The organism is Flavobacterium zhairuonense (assembly GCF_004352915.1).
Classification (GTDB): Bacteria; Bacteroidota; Bacteroidia; order Flavobacteriales; family Flavobacteriaceae; genus Flavobacterium; species Flavobacterium zhairuonense.
This window is the reverse complement of sequence record NZ_SJSY01000060.1, coordinates 18,661-39,942: the sequence shown is the minus strand read 5'-3', so window position 1 is coordinate 39,942 and position 21,282 is coordinate 18,661. Positions and strand designations below refer to the sequence as shown.

The window sequence follows — 21,282 nt, the reverse complement described above, 5'->3', positions numbered from 1 at the left end:
ATATAGATTTAAAAAGAGGTTCATTTAAAGAACCTCTTTTTTATTGTGATAAAGTTGAAAGCTATTTTTTGTCTATAATTCACAAAATTCTATTATATTTTTAAAGTTGATTCAAATATTCGTAAAGCTCCAAACATAATCGGTCTTGTTGAAATAACATTCTTAAAACTAAAAAGGAAATTAAACACTTCATCGTCTTTCCAAGCATTTCATGGTAAAAAAGTATCTAACTACAACAAAATCAATAACTTTGTTATAGTTTTTTGAAATAAACAACTTAATCCAGTTATCATGAAAAATTATGCAAAAATTTTTGTGACGATTATTTGTGTTGTTCCTTTTAGCTGTTTCGCGCAGCTTGCAGTCTCAAAAGCTCCTGTTGTTGTGGCGGCTGGAAAAGCACAAGTACAAAAAGACAAGAAAGCAGATGATCTTGTTATAGAAGCTTACTATGTTGAAGAAACAATAAATATGACTTTTGGAAGAAGAGTTACAAAATACGAAGTTTCAAAACTAGATATGGTTAATACTTATGATCTTGGTCCAAATAACACTAGAACTGTAACTCCAATTTACAGAAAACCCAAATTGAAACAAACTGAAGTGCCTCTAATGTCAAAAGTAGTCATTGATATTCCTGACGAAAAGGTAGAGCCAGTGAAAGTGGCTGTAGCACGCCCTTCTGAAGCTCCAAAATATATAGATATAGATATTTCAAAAACATACGCTAAAGTGGTCGATAAAGGCTATAAAAATGCTGATATGATCAAAAAAGTAGCCGATAAATCCTATTTTGAAGACGACATGGAATCGGCGGCGAAATATTATGCTGAATTGATCGAAGTAACCAAAAATCTAGACCCAATCTACTATTACCGTTACGCCGAATCATTAAAAGCAATCAATCAGCCAGAAAAAGCAAATGAGATGATGGTTTTGTTCGAAAGTAAAAATTTAGCAAATAAAGTAGCTAAGCAATAGGAAACAAGCATGAAGAAATAACTTTACATTTATAGAACTAAAAAAAGACGATCGAATTGATCGTCTTTTTTTAGTTCTAGTAATAGAGGTATTGCAAAATCTTTTAAAATAAAGATTGCTAGTATATAGTTTAATCTATTTTTCTAAATTATATTTGGAATCAATACGTTTAGATAGGCAGGAATGTCAGTTATAGAAATAACGTTTCCCGATTCAATTGATAAAATATGAGATGGCGCCCCTAGATATTTAGAGGAATCATATAAATCGACATAATCAAAATAGTAATAGAAAGAATTTAAATTGCTATATCCATCATGGTAGCGTTTGTGTATTTCATTATTTGGAACGAAATGGCCTCCATTTTCTACACGAATAGCAACTCTCTTTATTGCTTCTTCAATTGAATCAAGGCATAAGAAAATTAAATGTAAATCGTAGCCATTTTTTTTAAATAATTCTGGCCAATAGAGAGGAGTTGAGTTAAAATTAGTTTCATAACAGAAACTGGATTTGTTTTCAATTGCATTTTTAATCTGATTTTCCAATTCTTTAAAAGCCATTTGATGAGACATAGTTTCTCTCATCTCAGAATCAAATAAAGAATTGTAATTCTTTAAAAATTCAAGATCATAATCAAAAGGGATAAAATTTTCAGGAGAAAGAGGTTTAGAAAAAGTTGATTTTCCAGCTCCGTTGCATCCTGCAATAACAAGTAGAACAGGTTTAGACATTCTTGAATTGCGGAGCTATTGCTGGTTTTTTATTGTTTTTACCTGAAGCAATATTTTTTTCATAGACAGCTACTTGTTTTTTTACAACAGGCATAGCTTTTTCCATTTGCTTTAAAGCAAATTGTACTCTTTCGGTTGTGTTTGAAATATCTATCATAATGAAACAAAATTACAAAAAATATAGATAAGAAGATAAAAACTAAATAAACAAAAAAATACCACTTACAATTTGTAAGTGGTATTTAATAAGCTCCCCCTCTTGGGCTCGAACCAAGGACCCTCTGATTAACAGTCAGATGCTCTAACCAACTGAGCTAAGGAGGAATCACCTTAAAGGTAAATATGTTTGCTAAAAAAAGTTGCTCCCCCTCTTGGGCTCGAACCAAGGACCCTCTGATTAACAGTCAGATGCTCTAACCAACTGAGCTAAGGAGGAAAGTGTTGCTCTTTTTAGCGAGTGCAAATATAATCGATTTTTTAGTTTCTCAAAAATATTTTCACTCTTTTTTTTGATTTTTTTTCTACTTCACAATTGCCTTATAAATATCGTTTCCGTTTGCGAACAAAAGCAGTGCTATAAGTAGTACAAACCCAACCATTTGGGCGTTTTCAAGGAATTTGTCGCTTGGTTTTTTGCCACTAACAATTTCATATAATAAAAACATCACATGACCTCCATCAAGAGCCGGAATTGGCAATAAATTCATTACTCCAAGCATAATTGATAAAATAGCGGTAATATTCCAGAAAGCTTCCCAGCTCCAAGAACTTGGAAAAATGTTATAAATCGCAGCAAAACCACCTACTTGTTTGTAGGCTTTAGTTTCAGGATTAAAAATCATTTTTAATTGTTTTCCGTAACCTATTAAACGATCTTTACCTTTCGCAAGTCCAACAGGAATAGATTCTACAAAACTATATTCTTTTGTACTTATTTTGTAGTATCCTAATTTTTCTAATGATTTGATGTCTAAACCACCAGCAACGACACCTAAAGTTCCTTTTGCAGAAACTTTAACCGTAATTGGAGTTTGTTTTAAATCACGCAAAACAACCGCAGGAATTGTTTTTCCTTTATTTGCGCTTAAAATTGCTTTAACCTGATCATAATATTTAGCTTCTTGTCCATTTAATGTAACAAGCAAATCTTTTGGTTTAAGTGAAGTATTTTGTGAATCATCTTGAATGCTTCCAATAACAAAAGGCATACGGGTGTCAATTAGAAGACCTTTTTCGTGTTTTGATATTTGATCCACAAAATCAGCCGGCATTTTGATGATTTTCTGCTGTCCGTTTCTTTCAATTAAAATTTCTTTGGCCACGAGAACCTTCGGATTGATATCGCTGTCAAAATTTTCAATTTTTTGTCCATCAATAGAAATAATTTTATCTCCTGTCTTTATTCCAATTTTTTCAATAGCCGGATTAGTTACCCATATACCATCTTTCAAGTCAGAGTTTGCAATATAAGTATCACCATAAACAAACGCCATTCCTATATATATAATAAAAGCAAGGATAAAATTCACAGTAACACCGCCAAGCATAATAATCAAACGCTGCCAAGCCGGTTTAGAACGAAATTCCCACGGCTGAGGTGGCAAAGCCATTTGTTCTTTGTCCATACTTTCATCGATCATACCGGAGATTTTTACATAACCACCAAGCGGCAACCATCCGATTCCGTATTCTGTTTCGCCGATTTTCTTTTTTAATAGAGAATATTTAACATCAAAAAATAAGTAAAATTTTTCGACTCTGGTTTTGAATAATTTAGCAGGGATAAAATGCCCTAATTCGTGAAGAATAATAAGTAAAGATAAACTCAATAGAAATTGAGAGAGTTTGATAACTATATCCATTTTATAATTTTAGTTCGTATTTAACGCACAAAAGTAACGTTTTAAAATTTAATTTAAGCCCGCAATATAATACTTAAGGTTTTAAATGTTTGTTAATAATTGTCTTGGTTTTAATTAAAACAAAAATTGTGTAAATCTCTCGTCTCTTTAATTAGTAATTCATTTGATTAGAATGTTACAAATGCCCTATTCTGATATTTAAAAAACTTATTAAGGTGGTTTTTTAAATTCATCCATTATAATTTCAGTATTCACTATGAATGATCAAATTCGCAAAGAGTTAACTTAATTTTTGTTGAATTATTTGATTGTTTCTCCATTTATTGATTTTAACACTGAAGGCTATGAATTTTATTAAACAAATTGAAAGGATCAAAAAGATTCATAGGTTAATTGCAACTGAAAAAACGGGTACTCCAAGTGTTTTTGCAAAAAAATTAAGCTTGAGCAGAAGCCAGCTTTATAACGAACTAGAGGTAATAAAAGAGCTCGATGCACCAGTACGATATTGTAAAAAACGCGAAAGCTTTTATTATGAAACCTCTTTTGAGTTAATATTAAATTATTCGCTTAAAACAATTAAAGATGATGAATCAAAAGAAATTTTTGGAGGCTCAAACTTCTGTCCAATTTTATTAGACGGAACTAAAATAAGTTTGCTATAACGAAAACGTTCTCGAGAAAATGATTTTGTTGAAATTTATTAATTAACCATTTAAAATTTTAAAGTTATGAATTTAGAAGAATTGAATTTAGTAGAGCTAAATGCTCAGGAAGTACAAGATATTGAAGGAGGTTGTCCAGTTTGCTTGTATTTAGAATGTGAATCACACGTAAGAGATTTCTTAAGAGGATTGTTAGACTTATAAATATTAAAATTATGTTAGAAGAATTAAAAAGTACAGAATTAGTGGAGATTAATGGAGGTTGTCAGGATTGTTATGATAATGGCGTTGCATTAAGAAGGTTGATAGGTATTGCATGGGATGTTTTAATGGCCATTTAAATAAATTTAGAGGTTGTCTTGACAACCTCTTTTTGTTCAAATAATAAGAATTAGAACATGGAATATGATGGTATAATAAATTGCAATTTAAAGCAGAAAGTTTTACAGGTATTAACTTCATATTTAATAGGTTTAGGTTTGATTATTATTACTGTATTGTTGATAATCTTGCCTCTTGATTTTATTATTACTAAATACCTTCATTTTGAATCTGTTAAAGAATTAATACATCAAACACAAAACAAATATGTTAAGTATCCTTTTTACATAACTGTCTTTATAGGGCCAATTATTGAAGAATTATTGTTTCGGCTATGCTTAATAGTTAACAGAAAAAATATTTCAATTTTTGCAGGTTTTTTTTTGCATGAAATATTACGAAGACGTTTTATAAAATTAAATTTTCATGATGAATTGTATCTCTATATAATTTTAATTGGTGTTTTTACTTTTTTACTTACATGGAAATTTTTGACTCCAACGATTATTAATTCTATTCAAAAGAAACAAAAATGGTTGGTTTGGATTTCAATAATATTTTTTGGATTAATTCATATTACTAATATTAAAATTCTGCATTGGGAATTAGCTTTATTTTATCCTTTTTATGTAATACCTCAAATGATTATGGGGTATTTTATTACTAATTTAAGATTAAAATATGGTTTTTTTTGGGGTCTGTCTTTACATTCACTATTTAATTTTATTGCAATTATTATATAATTTGAAATAAAATACAGGCAACATTTTTCGATTAAATGGAAATGAGAGTTATAATGACTTTTAAAAAAATATATCTTAAAATTTAAAGAAACAAAAATGAAAGACGCCGAGGAAAAGACGAAAACAAAGAAAAAAGAAAATATAGTTTTAAAAATTATTCTTTTCTTTTTTCTCTTATTTATTTTTTCAAAGCGGAATGCTATTGAGGAGTTTTTTAATCATTCCTTTTTTATTGGCGACTTTAAAATAAAAATTATCACATTCTTTATGATATAGTATTTAAAGAATATTTTTTAAAGTAGTATTAAGCTTTTCACTTAAAACAATTAAAGATGATCAATCTAAAGAAATTTTTGGAGGCTCAAACTTCTGTCCAATTTTATTAGACGGAACTACGATAAGTTTGTTATAACGCGATAAAAAAATCTTTTTTAATATCAAAAAAAATAAATTTATGAAAAAAAATTTCGTCTTTCTTTCAGCAGTAGTATATTTTGCTTTTATAATAGTTTTGAGAAAATATCCTGAGAATCATATTTCCTCATTTTTATTTGGTATTTCCTGTGCTTTAGCAGCAGTCTTTTTTGTTTATATGATTAACAAAATGACATATTTAAAAAAGAAGTAGATATGAGGTTGAATAATGAATTTGAAAAGATCTTTTACCAATGATTAACTTCAAAATATAGAATGTCACTTATTACTGTATTTTCACAGACATCTATAATAGCAAATGATTCAATACATATACTATTAAAATACTTTATTTTTTTAAGGAATTCTCTTTCTGTTTTTGTGGAAAGAGAATTTTTTTAATGCCAAAATTATTTATGAATTTCAGTTCAGATCCAATAAATACTCTGGAAAATCTTATTGCCAAAAATAAGACCAAAAGTTTTTCAATCTATTTGATTATAATTACTGGTATTCTGATTTTTTTGGGATTATTACCTATTATCAAAATAGACATCAGTAGCCAAAGTCGTGGGTTAATTCGTAGCAAAACAGAAAATGTTCCGGTTGCAACAATTGTAAGTGGTAGAGTAAATTGGGTAGGTTTAAAAAATAATGCTTTTGTGAAAAAGGGCGACACACTTTTAAGAATCTCTATGGAAAATTTGGAGAGTGACAAAAGAACCCAAGATACATTATCAAGTTCTGTTTCTTTGCTTTTAAACGATATTTCGAATCTTTTACAAAACAAAACTTCGCTATTGCAGACATCCACAGCACGCGAAGATTTTTTCAAATTTCAATCTGGGAAAAATGAACTGCAAAGTAAAATTTCGCAGGCACAAATAAATTATGACCGCAATAAAATTCTTTATGATAAAGATATTATTGCAAAAGCAGATTTTGAAAAACTTGAATATGAATTACGATTAACTAAACAAGCACTACAGAGTTTTATAAGCCAGCAAAAAGTAACTTGGGAAAATCAGAAAAGAGATTTAGCAGACCGCTTGAAAAACCTTAACGGAACAGTTGCCAAAATAAAGGTTGAATCTAATAATTATGTTGTTTTGGCCCCTATTTCCGGTACAATAGAAAATTACTCAGGAATTCAAAAAGGCTCTTTTGTAAATGCTTCACAATTAGTAGCAAATATTTCTTCAGCTGATCAACTTATTGTTGAAAGTAATGTTTCTCCAAATGATATTGGTTTGATAAAGAAAAATCAAAAAGTAAAATTTCAGTTAGATGCGTTCAATTATAATCAATGGGGTTTATTAGAAGGGAAAGTTATTGATATAGACCAAAATATTACGATGCAGGGAGATCAAGCTTTTTTTAAAGTTCGGTGCGCTCTGGATTCTCAAACTTTGAGATTAAAATCAGGATATCAAACTAGTGTTTCAAAAGGCATGACTTTAACAACAAGATATATAATTACCCGTAGGAGTTTATTCGATTTGTTATTTGATAAAATCGATGATTGGTTAAACCCAAAACAAAATAGCAAATAAAGAGAAATGGCTTCAATAAAAATAAAACAACATGATATTAAAGATTGTGGCGCTGCTTGTCTGGCTTCTATCGGAAATCATTTTAAAGTTAATCTTCCTATAGCAAGAATTCGCCAATATGCTAATACAGATAAGCGCGGTACCAATGTACTTGGAATAATTGAAGCTGCTGAAAAAATGGGTTTTAGTGCAAAAGGCGTTAAAGGAGGTTTAGATTCTTTAGAAAAAATTCCACTTCCAGCCATTGCACATATCGTTACAAAAGAACAACTGCATCATTATGTTGTAATTTATAAGGTTGAAAAATCTAAAATTACGGTCATGGATCCAGGTTTTGGCAAAATGGAGACCTATACTTTCGAAGAATTTCAAAAGGTGTGGTCAAGTGTTTTAATACTTTTTGCGCCAAATGATGATTTTAAAACGCTAAACGAAAAAACTTCTCCTATAAAAAGGTTTTGGAATTTAATTCAGCCTCATAAAACTATTTTAATTCAGGCTTTGGTAGGAGCAATATTATTTACGGTTTTAGGATTGGCTATGTCAATTTATATCCAAAAAATTACAGATTATGTTTTGGTAGATGGTAATAGAAATCTGCTGAATTTATTAAGTGTATCAATGGTTGCAATTATTTTGCTTCAGGCTTATATTGGTTCTAAAAAAAGCATTTTTGTCATGAAAACAGGACAATTAATAGATGCTAAATTAATTTTAGGCTATTATAAGCATCTTTTGCATCTTCCGCAACGATTTTTTGACACCATGCAGATAGGAGAAATTACATCCCGAATAAATGATGCCGTAAAAATTCGCTCCTTTATAAATGAAACTGCAATTGAAATGATTGTGAATGTCTTTATAGTGGTTTTTTCATTTGCATTGATGTTTACCTACTACTGGAAACTAGCTTTGGTTATCGTTTTGGTTATTCCTTTCTATGTTTTGATTTATTTTCTGTTAAATAAATTCAATAAAAAGGTTGAAAGAAACATTATGGAAAATGCGGCAGAACTGCAAACACAATTAGTTGAAAGCATTACACATGTAAGGACTGTAAAGGAATTTGGTATTGAAGAATTCTCAAATATAAAGACAGAAAACAAATTTGTAAAACTTTTATTTACTACATATAAGTCAGGTTTAAATGGCATTTTTGCCACAACTTCAACGCAGTTTCTAGCTTCTGTTTTTACCATTATTTTAATGTGGATTGGTTCGGGTTATGTAATCGATAGAGCTATTACTCCTGGAGAATTATTCTCTTTTTATGCCTTAATCGGATATTTTACTTCTCCGGTCGCTTCATTAATTAATATGAATAAAACAGCCCAAAACGCTTTGATTGCTGCAGACCGACTTTTTGAAATTATGGATTTAGAAAGGGAGCAAACAGAAAACAAAGTAAAGCTGCAAAAAGAAAATATAGGTGATATAAAATTCGAAAATGTTTCTTTTCGTTACGGATCTAGATTAGAAGTTTTTAAAAACTTTAATGCAGTATTCAAAAGAAATAAAATGACCGCTATAATTGGCGAAAGCGGAAGCGGAAAAACAACTTTAATTTCGTTGCTTCAAAATTTGTATCCAATAAAAGAAGGAAAAATTTATATTGGAGATTACGATACACAATTTATGCATTATCAAAGTTTAAGAAAAATAATTGGAGTTATTCCACAGCAACTTAATCTATTTTCTGGAAATATTATTGAAAATATTGCTTTAGGAGATTCGTTTCCTAATATTCAACGAATTTTGGATTTGTCAAAACAATTAGGAATTACTGAATTTGTAGAAAAATTGCCTAATCATTTTGAAACACAAATTGGCGAAAATGGAGCAATGCTTTCAGGAGGACAGAAACAAAGAATTGCAATAGCAAGGGCATTGTATAAAGATCCGGAAATCTTACTAATGGATGAAGCTACAGCATCATTAGATACAAACTCTGAACAAATTGTGAAAGAAGTAATCGATAAATTTAAATCACAAGGAAAAACTATAATTGTTATTGCACATCGTTTAAGCACAATTGCTAATGCTGACACAATTCTTGTAATGAAAGAAGGAGCTATTGTAGAATCAGGAAACCATTTTGATCTTTTAGAACAAAAATCAGAATATTATAATCTTTGGAACAAACAGAATTTGCTTTAAATGTTTGTTAATTAATAAACATTTAGATTTTCTCTTTTATAAGGATGCCGTAACTTTACTTTTTAAACGGCTGCTGTCTTTAATTGGTAGCCTAAATCCATTAAAAGTTACAATTATGGCTTCACAATTATTTTCTCCATTAACATTAAAAAACATCACATTAAAAAATAGAATTGTCATTTCGCCGATGTGTCAATATTCGGCTGAAGACGGATTTGCAAACGACTGGCATTTGGTTCATTTAGGAAGCCGTGCAAGCGGAGGCGCCGCATTGATTATTCAAGAAGCTACTGCAGTTTCGCCCGAAGCCAGAATTTCGCCTGCTGATCTTGGAATTTGGAAAGACGAACATATCGAAAAACTGAAACAGATCAATACTTTTATTATTTCTCAAAATTCGATTCCCGGAATTCAATTGGCGCATGCGGGACGAAAAGCAAGTGTTTCGGCTCCTTGGCTCGGCAATAAAAAATTGGATTTCGCTCAAGGCGGATGGCAAACCGTTGCACCAAGTGCAATCGCATATCATGAGAATGAGCCGTTTCTTCCCGAAGCTTTAGATAAAAACGGAATCAAAAAAGTGATTTCTGATTTTAAATCGGCTACCAAAAGAGTTGTTGAAGCTGGATATCAAGTTCTAGAAATTCACGGAGCACACGGTTATTTATTGCATCAGTTTTTATCACCTTTGACAAACATCAGAACCGATGAATATGGAGGAAGTTTTGAAAATCGAACTCGATTAACATTAGAAATCGTTGATGCAGTTCAATCAGAATGGCCAAAAAATCGTCCGTTATTTGTTCGAATTTCGGCAACAGATTGGGCAGAAAACGGATGGAATCCTGAAGAATCTGTGCAACTTTCAAAAATATTAAAAGAAAAAGGAGTAGATTTAATCGATGTTTCTTCTGGAGGATTGGTTTCGTATCAAAACATAAATATTGGACAAGGTTATCAGGTTCCTTTTGCAGAAAAAGTAAAAAAAGAAGCCAATATTTTGACAGGCGCAGTAGGTTTGATTACTGGAGCTAAACAAGCCGAAGAAATTTTGAATAAAGGACAAGCCGATTTAATTTTGTTTGCCAGAGAATCATTAAGAAATCCGAATTTACCTTTGGATTTTGCCAAAGAACTAAACGACGATATTCATTGGCCAAAACAATACGAAAGAGCTAAACTATAAATTTATTAGCCACAGATTACACGGATTACACGGATTTTTTGTTCGCCACGAATTGCACAAATTTTCACGAATTTATTTAAATTTTTGAGCACAACGATTTGTGTAAATTATTGAAATTGCTTCGCCTGTTCGCTATCGCTCGGGTCGTGGCAAAAAAGCAGAAAAAAGAAATCCTATTAATCAGTGTAATCTGTGGCGGAAAAAAAAAATAACAAAATGCAAAAAATAAAAACAGCACTATTATCATACGGAATGTCGGGGAAAGTTTTTCATGCTCCGTTTCTAGATATTCATCCGGGTTTTGAATTATTAGGATCTTGGGAAAGATCTAAAAAATTAATTCAGGAAGATTACCCGTACGTAAAAAGTTATCCATCAATTGATGATTTATTAGCAGAAGATGTTGATTTGGTAATCGTAAACACGCCAGTTGGCACGCATTACGAATATGCTAAAAAAGTACTTTTGGCAGGAAAACATGCTGTTGTCGAAAAAGCATTCACAACAACAGTGGCAGAAGCAGAAGAGCTGACAAAAATTGCAAAAGATAAAGGATTAAAATTAGCCGTTTTTCAAAACAGAAGATGGGACAGTGATTTTAAAACCATTCAAAAAATAATTAACGAAGGAGTTTTAGGAGAATTAGTAGAAGCCGAATTTCATTTTGATCGCTACAATCCGGTGTTGAGTCCGAAAGCGCATAAAGAAACTGTCAATGATGGAGCCGGAGTTTTAAAAGATTTAGGTCCGCATATAATTGATCAAGCGATTTGTTTGTTTGGTTCGCCGAAATCGGTTTTTGGAGATATTCGTTTTACAAGACAAAATTCGTTGGTCGATGATTGGTTTGATCTGTTGTTGATTTACGAAAATTTCAGAGTGCGATTGAAAGCTGGTTTTTTTGTAAGAGAAGCTAATCCTGCCTATACGATTCATGGCAAAAAAGGTTCTTTTTTAAAACCAAGAGGCGATGTTCAAGAAGATGAATTGAAACTAGGAAAAAAGCCAAATCTAGAATTGTGGGGAACAGAACCTGAAGATTTGCAAGGTCTTCTTCACACCGAAATTGACGGAAAAATAATTCGTGAAAAAGTGCCAACATTACAAGGAAATTATTTCTCTTTTTTTGATGGCGTATATAATTCGATTACAAATAATATCACGGAACCAGTTACGGGTCAAGATGGTGTAAAAGTGATGCAAATTATTGAAGCTGCAATAGCAAGCAATGCACAACGAACTGTAATTAGTTTGTAGCGAAATTGGCTTGGTTTTTCTTTTTAATGCTTGGCAAAAAATCAAAGAATAATTGTAGAGACGCACAGCAGTGCGTCTTTTTTTTATGCGAAAAATTAAAAAAAGAATCCGTTTAATCAGTGTAATCGGTGGCTAAATGACAGCAATTTATAAACAATAACGTTGTAAATAAAGGAACATTTTTCATTATAAAAGAAATACACAGCTTTTTTGTACTTTTATGATATAATCCCAAAAACGCATCGATTTTGATAAATTTCAACCCATTAGAACTCTTCCAGACAAAAGGTAAAATCAAGAAAGTTTTCAGAGAAGCAAAAGCCTCTTATTTGAACCGAATTCGTTTTGCTGTCGGAATGTTTTATTTCGGAATGGGATTGAGTTTCGCGACTTGGGCAAGCCGAATTCCAGACATCAAAACCGCTTTGCATTTATCCGAAGGCGATCTGGGTTCCATACTTTTTGCTTTGCCAATGGGACAATTGATCATTATGCCGTTTTCTGGAAAAATGGTTACTAAGTTTGGTAGCCATCGCATTTTGGTTTTCTCATTAATAATGTACGTTTTGTGTCTAGTCAATTTAGGTCTGGCAACAACAGCGCTTCAATTATCACTGGGCTTGTTTTTGTTTGGCTTGTTCGGAAACTTGGCCAATATTGCTGTAAATACACAAGGCGTTTATACCGAAGTGCTTTTTAGAAAAACCATCATGTCTTCGTTTCACGGAATGTGGAGTTTTGCCGGTTTTACAGGCGCTCTAGTAGGTCTCGGAATGTTGGCTTTGAATCTTTCTCCGTTGCATCACTTTTTAATTGTAGCAGGAATTGTTTTGTTGATGATTGCCTTTAATTTTAAATTTTTGGTCAAAGCCAAAGAAAAGAAAATCAAGAATAAAGGAGAAAAGAAAAAATTATTTACAAAACCAGACAGCGCATTGATTTGGCTTGGCGTAATCGGATTTTGCAGTATGGCTAGTGAAGGCGTGATGTTTGACTGGAGTGGTGTTTATTTTAAAGATATTGTGAAAGCGCCTGGACCATTGGTCGTTTTAGGATATACTTCATTTATGATAATGATGGCCAGCGGAAGATTCCTAGGCGACGGCCTTATCAATAAATTTGGTCGTGAACGCGTGATGCAGATTAGCGGTGTTATGATTTCTGCCGGACTCTTTACGGCTGTTTTTCTTCCTTATTTATTTCCGTGTACAATTGCTTTTATGGCAGTTGGTTTAGGAGTTGCCACAATTGTTCCAACTGTTTACAGTTTGGCAGGAAAAAACCCAACAGTTCCGCCAGGCGAAGCTTTAACGATTGTGTCGAGCGTAAGTTTCTTAGGATTTTTAATGGGGCCACCTGTTATTGGTCATATTGCTGAGAATTTTGGACTTCAATTCTCTTTTGCTTTTATCGGCATCTTTGGTGTTCTGATCGCTTTTATGGTTTCTAAAATTAGAACTTCGGCTTAAAATTTAGAAGCCGAAAAAACAAAAAATAGGCAAATCTACTTAAATAATTTTAAATTTCAATCAAAACATTAGTAAGAAAATATTTATATTTTTAAATGTTTTATTTACATTTGAATTTCATGATTTAAGAAGTTAAATCAATTTACTTTTTCCAAAAACCAATTTTATCTTTTGAATAGGATGAATATCCAAAAACCATTTTCAAGAATAAATTGGAATTTTAATGATAAAAAAATACTTTGTTTTTTTACTTCTATGTTTTTTTAGTTTTGCTTTTGCTCAAGAAACAGTTTTTAGAGGAATTGTTATTGATGCTAAAACTCAGAACCCTATTCAGAATGTTGTGGTTTCTATTCAAAATAGTTCCATAACAAAACTTACTTCAAAAACTGGCCAATTTGAACTGCATTCACCTATCGAAGGAGAACAGCTGCTTTTAATCCGTAATCAAGGATGCAAAGATTTGCTTTTGAAAATTCACTCCAAATTTGGGCAAATTGTATATCTCGGAACACTACAATTGGAAGATTTGTATTCTGATGAAACCCCCGCGGCCTTAATATCCTTGTTAGAAACCGATTTGTCGGATGATAGCGGATCATCTGAAATGACTTCAGGACTTTTGCAGTCTTCGAAAGATGCTTTTATGCAAGCTTCAGCTTTTAATTGGGGTCAAGCCCGATTCAAAGTCCGCGGTTTAGACAGTGAAAACGGAACCATGATGCTTAACGGCATGACGATGAATAAAATCTATGATGGACGACCTCAGTGGAATAATTGGGGCGGACTGAATAATGTTCTCCGTAATCAGGAATTTTCAGTAGGAGCAGCTGTTTCAAATTATAATTTTGGAGGTATTTTGGGAACACAGCAAATTGCGACTCGAGCTTCTTTGTATCGAAAAGGAACACAGCTCACTTTTTCAGGAAGCAATACTACATATTCTTGGCGTGCCATAGGAACTTACGCTTCAGGAATGGACATTTCTGGATGGGCTTATGTAGTTTCGGCAGGAAAAAGATGGGCTGAAGAAAGCTATTTTGACGGAACAAATTTTAGTGCAGATTCTTTTTTTATCAGTGTTGAGAAAAAATTAAATAACAAACATTCACTCAATTTTACAGGATTTTATACACCGAATTCTCGAGGAAAAAATTCGCCAAATACAAATGAAACAACCAATTTAATGGGTGTAAAATACAACTCGTATTGGGGATTTCAAAATGGCGAAAAACGAAATGCAAGAATAAAAAATATCGAGGAACCGCTGTTGATGCTGAATCATTATTTTAAGATCGATGAAAAGACCAATCTGAATTCAGGGATTATGTATCAATTTGGAAAAGTTGGAAACAGCAATATCGATTATCAAAATGCCAACAGTCCAGATCCTGTTTATTACCGAAAAATGCCAAGTTATTTTAGTTCGTTTTATGCCAAAGATCATGGCGAATTTTCAGGAGATTTTACGCCAGATTATGAAAATGCCGAAAAAAGCAAAACTGCATTTCTAGAAAATTCCCAAATTGATTGGAACGCCATGTATTTGGCAAATCAGAAACCAAGTCCAAATGGCTATGAACCTGCGCAAAGTCATTATGTTCTTTATGAAGACAGAACTGACGATAAAACTTTTGCGCTAAATTCAACCTTAAATTCCCAGATAAATTCAAATATTTCTTTTGATGCAGGATTTGTATATCGGAATTTGAAATCGCATAATTTTCAGTATTTATTGGATCTTCTTGGAGGAGAATATTTTGTTGATATTGATCCGTTTTACAAAGGAAATTTGGCACAATCTGATTTGCTTCACCCAGACCGACAGGTAAAAAAAGGAGATATTTATGGTTACAATTATAATTTTTTGGCCAACACAATTGATGCATTTACGCAATTTAAACTCTCTTATAATAAAACCGAATTCTATTTAGGCCAATCGTATTCAATTTCTAATTATCAGCGGGAGGGATTATATCAAAACGGAATTTATGTCAATAATTCTTTAGGAAAAAGCGATAAAGTAACTTTTGAGAATTTCGGTTTTAAAGGCGGATTCACTTATAAAATTTCAGGCAGACAATGGTTTTTCATTAATGCCGAACATCTTACCAGAGCGCCTTCTTTGAGAAATACATTTTCAAATTCTCGTTTAAATAATACTGTAGTAAATGGAATCGAAAGTGAAAATGTTAGTAATGCCGAAGCGAATTATGTCTATCGCTCGCCGAAACTCAAACTACGTTTTACGGCTTATTATACATTGATAAAAAACACTTCTAAAACTTCTTTTTTTTATGCCGAAGGAATTTTTGATAATGGAGCGGGTTATGATCCAACAGACGCTTTTGTGAGTCAGACTTTAACGAAATTAGACAAGAAAAATACTGGAACGGAGCTGAGTTTTGAATACCAGATTTCATCAACTTTAAAAACAACTTTTTCTGTCGCTTACGGAAATTTCATTTACAGTAGCAATCCTAATGTTTCGATTGTAAATGATGCAAATGTAGCAAAAGATGGCGCTCAAACAACTTTTGATTTTGGACGTGCCTATCTTAAAAATTACAAACAGGCTGGAACGCCACAAAATGCTTGTTCTTTGGGTTTAGAATACCGTGATCCTAAATTTTGGTGGCTTGCCGTTAATGTAAATTATTTAACAGATAATTATATTGATGTTTCTCCAATTTCAAGAACATCACAATTTTATATTAATCCAGTAAATGGGTTTCCGTTTCCCGAAGCGACTTCAGAGCGTGGAAATGAATTACTGAAACAGGAAAAGTTTAATCCTGCAACCTTGCTTAATCTTAGCGGAGGAAAATCATGGCGTGTTCACAAAAAATATATCGGACTTTTTGCGAGCGTTAATAATGCATTGAATTTAGTATATAAAACAGGCGGTTTTGAACAAGCTCGGAATGCTAATTTTAGAGCATTAAATCAAGATATTTCGAGCGGAACGCCATCTTTTGGACCAAAATATTATTACGGTTTCGGCCGAACTTATTTTCTAAATCTTACTCTAGGTTTATAATCTGAAAAATTTATTTCTCATGAAAAAAATGCTTCCCTATTTTATTATGTCATTGTTTTTCTTTGGCTGTAGCACTGAAATTGAAACTCCAAAATTAGAATGCACACAGCCTGATTTTACAGTAAATAAAACTGTCGAAAAAGTATATGAACTTTCAAGTGCAACCGCTAAACAATATATTTATGATGACATTATTGAAGCTTACGTTGTCTCGAGTGACGAAGGCGGAAATTTTTTTAAAACTATTTCATTTCAAACAAAAGCGTCTGAAAAAAGTCCAGCTATAGGATTTAGTGTTCCAATTGATGCTTCAAATACTTACATAGATTATAGGCTAGGAAACAAGGTTTACATAAAGCTTAAAAACCAATTTACAGATTTGTATTACGGCGGATTAAGAATTGGAGATTTATATGTAAGCAATGCAGGTGATCCTACAGTTGGAAGAATTTCGCAAAATGAAATTAAAAGTGTTTTGAATTCGTCTTGCACAACTATCGATGAAAATCAATTGGTCGAATCGCTTTCTATCGAAAAAGCATTAAATGACTCAAAATTAAATACTTTAATTGAGCTCAATAATGTTGAATTTACTGAAGAAGCAATGGGTCGTCATTATTTTGAAGAAACTAATAATGTTGGTGGTTCAACAAATTGGAATTTGAGAGATAATACTGGAAATCAGATTATTTTTAGAACCAGCAGTTATGCCAAATTTGCCGATCATTTTGTGCCGGAAGGAAGCGGAAAAGTCCGTGGAATTTTGACCAAATTTGGCTCAGATTATCAATTTATGGTTCGATTTGAAAGTGATATTGAAATGAATGGAAAAAGGAATACTCCGTTTTTTGCAGAAGATTTTCAGTCCGTTAAAAATAATGTCAATTTTGTCCTCCCGGGTTGGAGTAATATCGTTGAAAAAGCCACAAAACTCTGGAAAAGTATGGTGTATTCAGGAAATGGATATGCCGAATTCAATACCACAAGCACAACCGCCGCCGAAAATATTGCTTGGCTGGTTTCTCCAAAAATTAATTTATCTGGGTATAAAAATGCAGTTCTTTCTTTTAGAAGCGCACAACATGATTTAAAGATAGATTCTCCTTTAAATACTTTGGAAGTTTACATTTCAATAAATTTTGATGGTTCTAATATTGCTAAGGCAAAATGGACAAAACTGGAAGCAAAAGTTCCTTCACTCTCAACACCAGCGCGGCAGTTTATCAGCTCAGGAGGTATTGATTTGTCTGCTTATTCAGGGAATATTAATATAGCTTTCAAATACATCGGATCTGGAAAAGATAAAACATTGAATGGCGCTTTTATGGTTGATGATGTTAAGATTTTTGGCGAAAAGTAGGTTGTGTTTCTTTGATTTTGACGAAGAAAAACTAATAGAAATTTGTTTTTGAGATTTAAGCTATTAGAATTTGTCAGAATTTTGTATTTTGGTCATCCCAAATTAATACAAATACCACATGAAAACCTACTTTATCGCCATCTTGATGATGGTATTTCCATGCCTGATGCACAGTCAGGATCAAACCGATGCGGTTAAATTAAAGCAAATCAACATTGTAAAGACAAATTACCAAAACTCAAAGGATGGTGAAATTGTAAACAAAACAATGGTTTTTAAAGACGGAAAACTTCAAACGGTAACAACTTCAGATGTTGTACAGCATTTCTCTTACAACAAAAATGGCTTGCTGGATATGACGGTTAAAGACAAAGTTGGTAGCGACTGGAAAGAGATTGTAAATTATACTTATGACGCGGACAACAACATTATCAAATTTGTAAAGAAATACCAAGAAGGTCCAGATTACATTACTAAAGTTGTGACTTTTGTTTATGAAGGTGCACGAATTAAAGTGACAACAAAAAAGAGCACAAATCACCAGAATTTAGTAGATGATATTGAATATATTGTAGAAAACGGAATTATTGTAAGACGTACGTCACGCGATAGAAATAAACAAATTATTGGTAAAATCGAATATGTGTACGTAAATGATAACGTGTCAAAACATAAAGGTTTGGTTGGAGATAAAATCTCTAAATCGTTTACTTATGATGATAAAAAATCTGTCGATCAATTAATTGTTCAGAGTCTTTTTGGTGATAATTATAAAGTAATTGTTCCTATGATTTCGTATCATGAAGAGGAATTTGCTTTTGAATCGATCTCTTATAATAACGAAATGAATTTCAGTCCGTCTTCTGCGGTATTAGTTGCGGTAAGCAGAAAGTACAAATACAACAAACTGAATTTCCCAATTTCATGTTCTCAGATTGAAGAAAACGGAATTGTAAAAACAGAAAAAACGTTTATATACGAATAAACAGTTTTAGATAAAATTTTGACACCATTTATAAATTAGGTTTTATTGCCTGATTTATAAATGGTTTATTTTTTTAATTGAATTTAAAATTGAAATTCTATAATTGTAAGTAGTGTACAAATGATTAAATTTGTAGCTTATTTTAAGATATGTTAGAGAAAGAAGTTATAAATTTTGAGAAAACGGCCATTGTTGGTATCGTGACTCAAAACCAAAGTGAGGAAAAACTTAACGAATATTTAGACGAATTAGAGTTTTTGACTTTTACTGCTGGCGGTGAAGTTATTAAACGCTTTTCGCAAAAAATGGAACGCCCGAATCCGAAGACTTTTGTGGGTACGGGAAAAATTGACGAAATCAATCTTTTTGTAAAAGAAAACGGAATATCGACAGTAATTTTTGATGACGAGTTAACACCTTCACAGCAAAAAAACATTTCAAGAATTATTGATGCAAAAATCTTAGACAGGACAAACTTGATTTTGGATATTTTCGCTCAAAGAGCCGAAACATCATACGCAAGAACTCAGGTTGAACTTGCTCAATGTATCTATTTATTACCAAGACTTTCTGGTTTATGGACACACCTTGAGCGTCAAAAAGGGGGTATTGGTATGCGTGGACCTGGTGAAACAGAGATTGAAACAGATAGACGTATCGTTCGTGACCGAATTTCATTATTGAAAGATAAAATCAAAACGATTGATAAGCAAATGAGTATTCAGCGAAGCAATCGAGGCGCGATGGTTCGTGTGGCATTGGTTGGATATACCAATGTTGGAAAATCGACTTTGATGAATGCAGTTGGTAAAAGTGAAGTTTTTGTTGAGAATAAATTGTTTGCAACTTTAGATACTACGGTTAGAAAAGTGGTTATTAAGAACTTGCCATTTCTACTTTCTGATACCGTTGGATTTATTAGAAAATTGCCAACGCAATTAGTAGATTCTTTTAAAAGTACATTGGATGAGGTTCGCGAAGCCGATTTGCTTTTGCATGTTGTAGATATTTCGCATCCGGATTTTGAAGATCATATTGAATCTGTAAATCAGATTTTGCAGGATATTAAAGCGCATGAAAAACCGGTTATTATGGTTTTTAATAAAATTGATGCCTACAAACATTTGACTATAGAAGAAGATGATTTGATTACAGAGAAAACCAGAAAGCACTGGACGCTCGACGAATGGAAACAAACCTGGATGAGTAATGTTGGTCATGATAAAACATTGTTTATTTCGGCGACAAAAAAGCAAAATTTTGAGGAATTTAGAGAAATGGTTTATGAAGCGGTTCGCCAGATTCACATTACTAGATTTCCTTATAATAAGTTCTTGTATCCTGATTATAAAGATGCAATTGAAAAAGAAGAGGAATAAAATAGAAACGGCTTTTGATAAATTCAAAAGCCGTTTTTTTTAAGAATAAATATTAAATGCTTTTTGAGCTTAAAACGTATTAGAATTTTTTTAAATTCAATTTAATCAGGTATTATATTTTTATATCTTTGTTTTAATAAGTAAGATTTTATTTATAAAAATATAGCTTTTTAACAAGTTAATGCTTTTTAGTAAAATGATAAAACGAACAATAAATGTTGATGGAAATAGTATTTCCGTTATAAAAGTTGGAGATGAGGATTATATTTCATTAACAGAAATGGTTAAGAATGAAGAGGGAAACGACAATATTCGAAACTGGATGCGTAATAGAAATACAATTGAATATTTAGGAGCGTGGGAAAGTTTATATAACGAAAATTTTAAAGGTGTCGAATTCGACACCTTTAGAAAAGAAGCTGGTTTAAACAGTTTCAACATGACGCCAAAAAAATGGATTGAAGGAACAAATGCACAAGGAATAATTTCTAAAGCTGGTTCAGGAGGAGGGACTTATGCGCATAAAGATTTAGCCTTTCACTTTGGAATGTGGATTAGTCCAATTTTTCAACTTTACATCATAAAAGAGTATCAAAGGTTAAAGGATATTGAATCTAATACGTTAAATCTTGAATGGAATGTTCGAAGATTAATGGCAAAAGTTAATTATGTTCTTCAAACTGATGCTGTTCAGAAACATATAATCCCTAGAAGTAATATGCCTACTGATAAACAAGGTATGGAATATGCTAACGAAGCTGATTTATTAAATGTAGCTTTGTATGGATACACGGCAAAAGAATGGAAAGAAGCAAATCCTGCTCATGCATTAGATGGTAAAAACATGCGTGATTTTTCAAGTATTACAGATTTGTTGATTATGTCAAATTTAGAATCTCTTAATTCTGAAATGATTAAAATGAATACATCTCAAGAGAAGAGATTTAAAATTTTACAAAGGATGGCAAACGAACAAAGAGAAAGATTTGATAAAGTAGATATGATTAAATCAATTAAAAAATCCGATGTAACAACATATTTAAATGTTGAAAATTTAACACCTGATGAAATCGAGATTGAATCAAAAAAAGATATTTTAGAAGCTAATAGAAAGAATTTAGCTGAATTTAAGAAATTAAAGAAATCAAATTAGTATAAAAACTAAAAGGGATTTGT

Annotated in this window: 18 protein-coding genes and 2 tRNA genes; 15 read left to right on the top strand and 5 right to left on the bottom strand. The window is 31.9% G+C overall.

The window, feature by feature from the left end:
• The first annotated feature begins 291 nt into the window (after positions 1-291).
• Complete coding sequence (locus EYY60_RS01705) at positions 292-981, top strand: hypothetical protein (RefSeq protein WP_132987678.1); 690 nt, start codon at positions 292-294, stop codon at positions 979-981.
• Between the two features lie 143 nt (positions 982-1,124).
• Here the strand turns inward: EYY60_RS01705 and EYY60_RS01700 are convergent, their stop codons facing one another.
• From EYY60_RS01700 to rseP, 5 genes are all read right to left on the bottom strand, one after another.
• The gene (locus EYY60_RS01700; protein WP_132987677.1) at positions 1,125-1,715 is read right to left on the bottom strand and encodes a zeta toxin family protein; all 591 of its coding nucleotides are present in this window, start codon (positions 1,713-1,715) and stop codon (positions 1,125-1,127) included.
• Positions 1,708-1,872 (bottom strand): hypothetical protein, encoded by a 165-nt coding sequence (locus tag EYY60_RS22235; protein WP_162847836.1) that lies wholly within the window; start codon positions 1,870-1,872, stop codon positions 1,708-1,710. Before EYY60_RS22235 ends, EYY60_RS01700 begins: the two co-directional genes overlap by 8 nt.
• Positions 1,873-1,965: 93 nt before the next feature.
• Positions 1,966-2,039 (bottom strand) — tRNA-Asn (locus EYY60_RS01695).
• Positions 2,040-2,077: 38 nt separating this feature from the next.
• Positions 2,078-2,151 (bottom strand) — tRNA-Asn (locus tag EYY60_RS01690).
• A gap of 85 nt (positions 2,152-2,236) precedes the next feature.
• The gene (rseP, locus tag EYY60_RS01685; RefSeq protein ID WP_132987676.1) at positions 2,237-3,577 is read right to left on the bottom strand and encodes an RIP metalloprotease RseP; all 1,341 of its coding nucleotides are present in this window, start codon (positions 3,575-3,577) and stop codon (positions 2,237-2,239) included.
• A 344-nt stretch (positions 3,578-3,921) separates the two neighbouring features.
• Here rseP and EYY60_RS01680 point away from each other — a divergent pair, with 344 nt between their 5' ends.
• From EYY60_RS01680 to EYY60_RS01620, 14 genes are all read left to right on the top strand, one after another.
• Positions 3,922-4,242, top strand: a complete 321-nt coding sequence (locus EYY60_RS01680) for a hypothetical protein (RefSeq protein WP_132987675.1) — start codon at positions 3,922-3,924, stop codon at positions 4,240-4,242.
• A 66-nt stretch (positions 4,243-4,308) separates the two neighbouring features.
• The gene (locus tag EYY60_RS22415; RefSeq protein ID WP_235832267.1) at positions 4,309-4,446 is read left to right on the top strand and encodes a hypothetical protein; all 138 of its coding nucleotides are present in this window, start codon (positions 4,309-4,311) and stop codon (positions 4,444-4,446) included.
• A gap of 11 nt (positions 4,447-4,457) precedes the next feature.
• Positions 4,458-4,583 carry a hypothetical protein gene (locus tag EYY60_RS22490; protein WP_262711189.1) on the top strand — a complete coding sequence of 42 codons (126 nt, stop codon included), beginning with the start codon at positions 4,458-4,460 and terminating at the stop codon, positions 4,581-4,583.
• Positions 4,584-4,640: 57 nt separating this feature from the next.
• A complete protein-coding gene (locus tag EYY60_RS01670; RefSeq protein ID WP_132987674.1) occupies positions 4,641-5,306 on the top strand; it encodes a CPBP family glutamic-type intramembrane protease in 666 nt (221 codons plus the stop codon).
• Between the two features lie 830 nt (positions 5,307-6,136).
• A complete protein-coding gene (locus EYY60_RS01665; protein WP_132987673.1) occupies positions 6,137-7,273 on the top strand; it encodes an HlyD family secretion protein in 1,137 nt (378 codons plus the stop codon).
• Between the two features lie 6 nt (positions 7,274-7,279).
• Positions 7,280-9,430 (top strand): peptidase domain-containing ABC transporter, encoded by a 2,151-nt coding sequence (locus EYY60_RS01660; RefSeq protein ID WP_132987672.1) that lies wholly within the window; start codon positions 7,280-7,282, stop codon positions 9,428-9,430.
• A 115-nt stretch (positions 9,431-9,545) separates the two neighbouring features.
• Positions 9,546-10,616, top strand: coding sequence for an NADH:flavin oxidoreductase/NADH oxidase (locus EYY60_RS01655; protein ID WP_132987671.1), 1,071 nt, complete (start codon positions 9,546-9,548; stop codon positions 10,614-10,616).
• A gap of 216 nt (positions 10,617-10,832) precedes the next feature.
• Positions 10,833-11,873: a Gfo/Idh/MocA family oxidoreductase gene (locus EYY60_RS01650; RefSeq protein ID WP_132987670.1), complete on the top strand. Its 1,041-nt coding sequence runs from the start codon at positions 10,833-10,835 to the stop codon at positions 11,871-11,873.
• A gap of 248 nt (positions 11,874-12,121) precedes the next feature.
• Positions 12,122-13,342 (top strand): MFS transporter, encoded by a 1,221-nt coding sequence (locus EYY60_RS01645; RefSeq protein ID WP_132987669.1) that lies wholly within the window; start codon positions 12,122-12,124, stop codon positions 13,340-13,342.
• Between the two features lie 223 nt (positions 13,343-13,565).
• On the top strand, positions 13,566-16,382 hold the full coding sequence (locus EYY60_RS01640) for a peptidase associated domain and porin domain-containing protein (RefSeq protein WP_132987668.1): 2,817 nt from the start codon (positions 13,566-13,568) through the stop codon (positions 16,380-16,382).
• Between the two features lie 19 nt (positions 16,383-16,401).
• The gene (locus tag EYY60_RS01635) at positions 16,402-17,742 is read left to right on the top strand and encodes a DUF5689 domain-containing protein (RefSeq protein WP_132987667.1); all 1,341 of its coding nucleotides are present in this window, start codon (positions 16,402-16,404) and stop codon (positions 17,740-17,742) included.
• 118 nt (positions 17,743-17,860) lie between these two features.
• On the top strand, positions 17,861-18,727 hold the full coding sequence (locus tag EYY60_RS01630) for a hypothetical protein (RefSeq protein WP_132987666.1): 867 nt from the start codon (positions 17,861-17,863) through the stop codon (positions 18,725-18,727).
• 149 nt (positions 18,728-18,876) lie between these two features.
• Positions 18,877-20,106 (top strand): GTPase HflX, encoded by a 1,230-nt coding sequence (gene hflX, locus EYY60_RS01625; protein ID WP_132987665.1) that lies wholly within the window; start codon positions 18,877-18,879, stop codon positions 20,104-20,106.
• A 196-nt stretch (positions 20,107-20,302) separates the two neighbouring features.
• A complete protein-coding gene (locus EYY60_RS01620) occupies positions 20,303-21,259 on the top strand; it encodes a KilA-N domain-containing protein (protein WP_132987664.1) in 957 nt (318 codons plus the stop codon).
• The last annotated feature ends 23 nt before the right edge of the window (positions 21,260-21,282 follow it).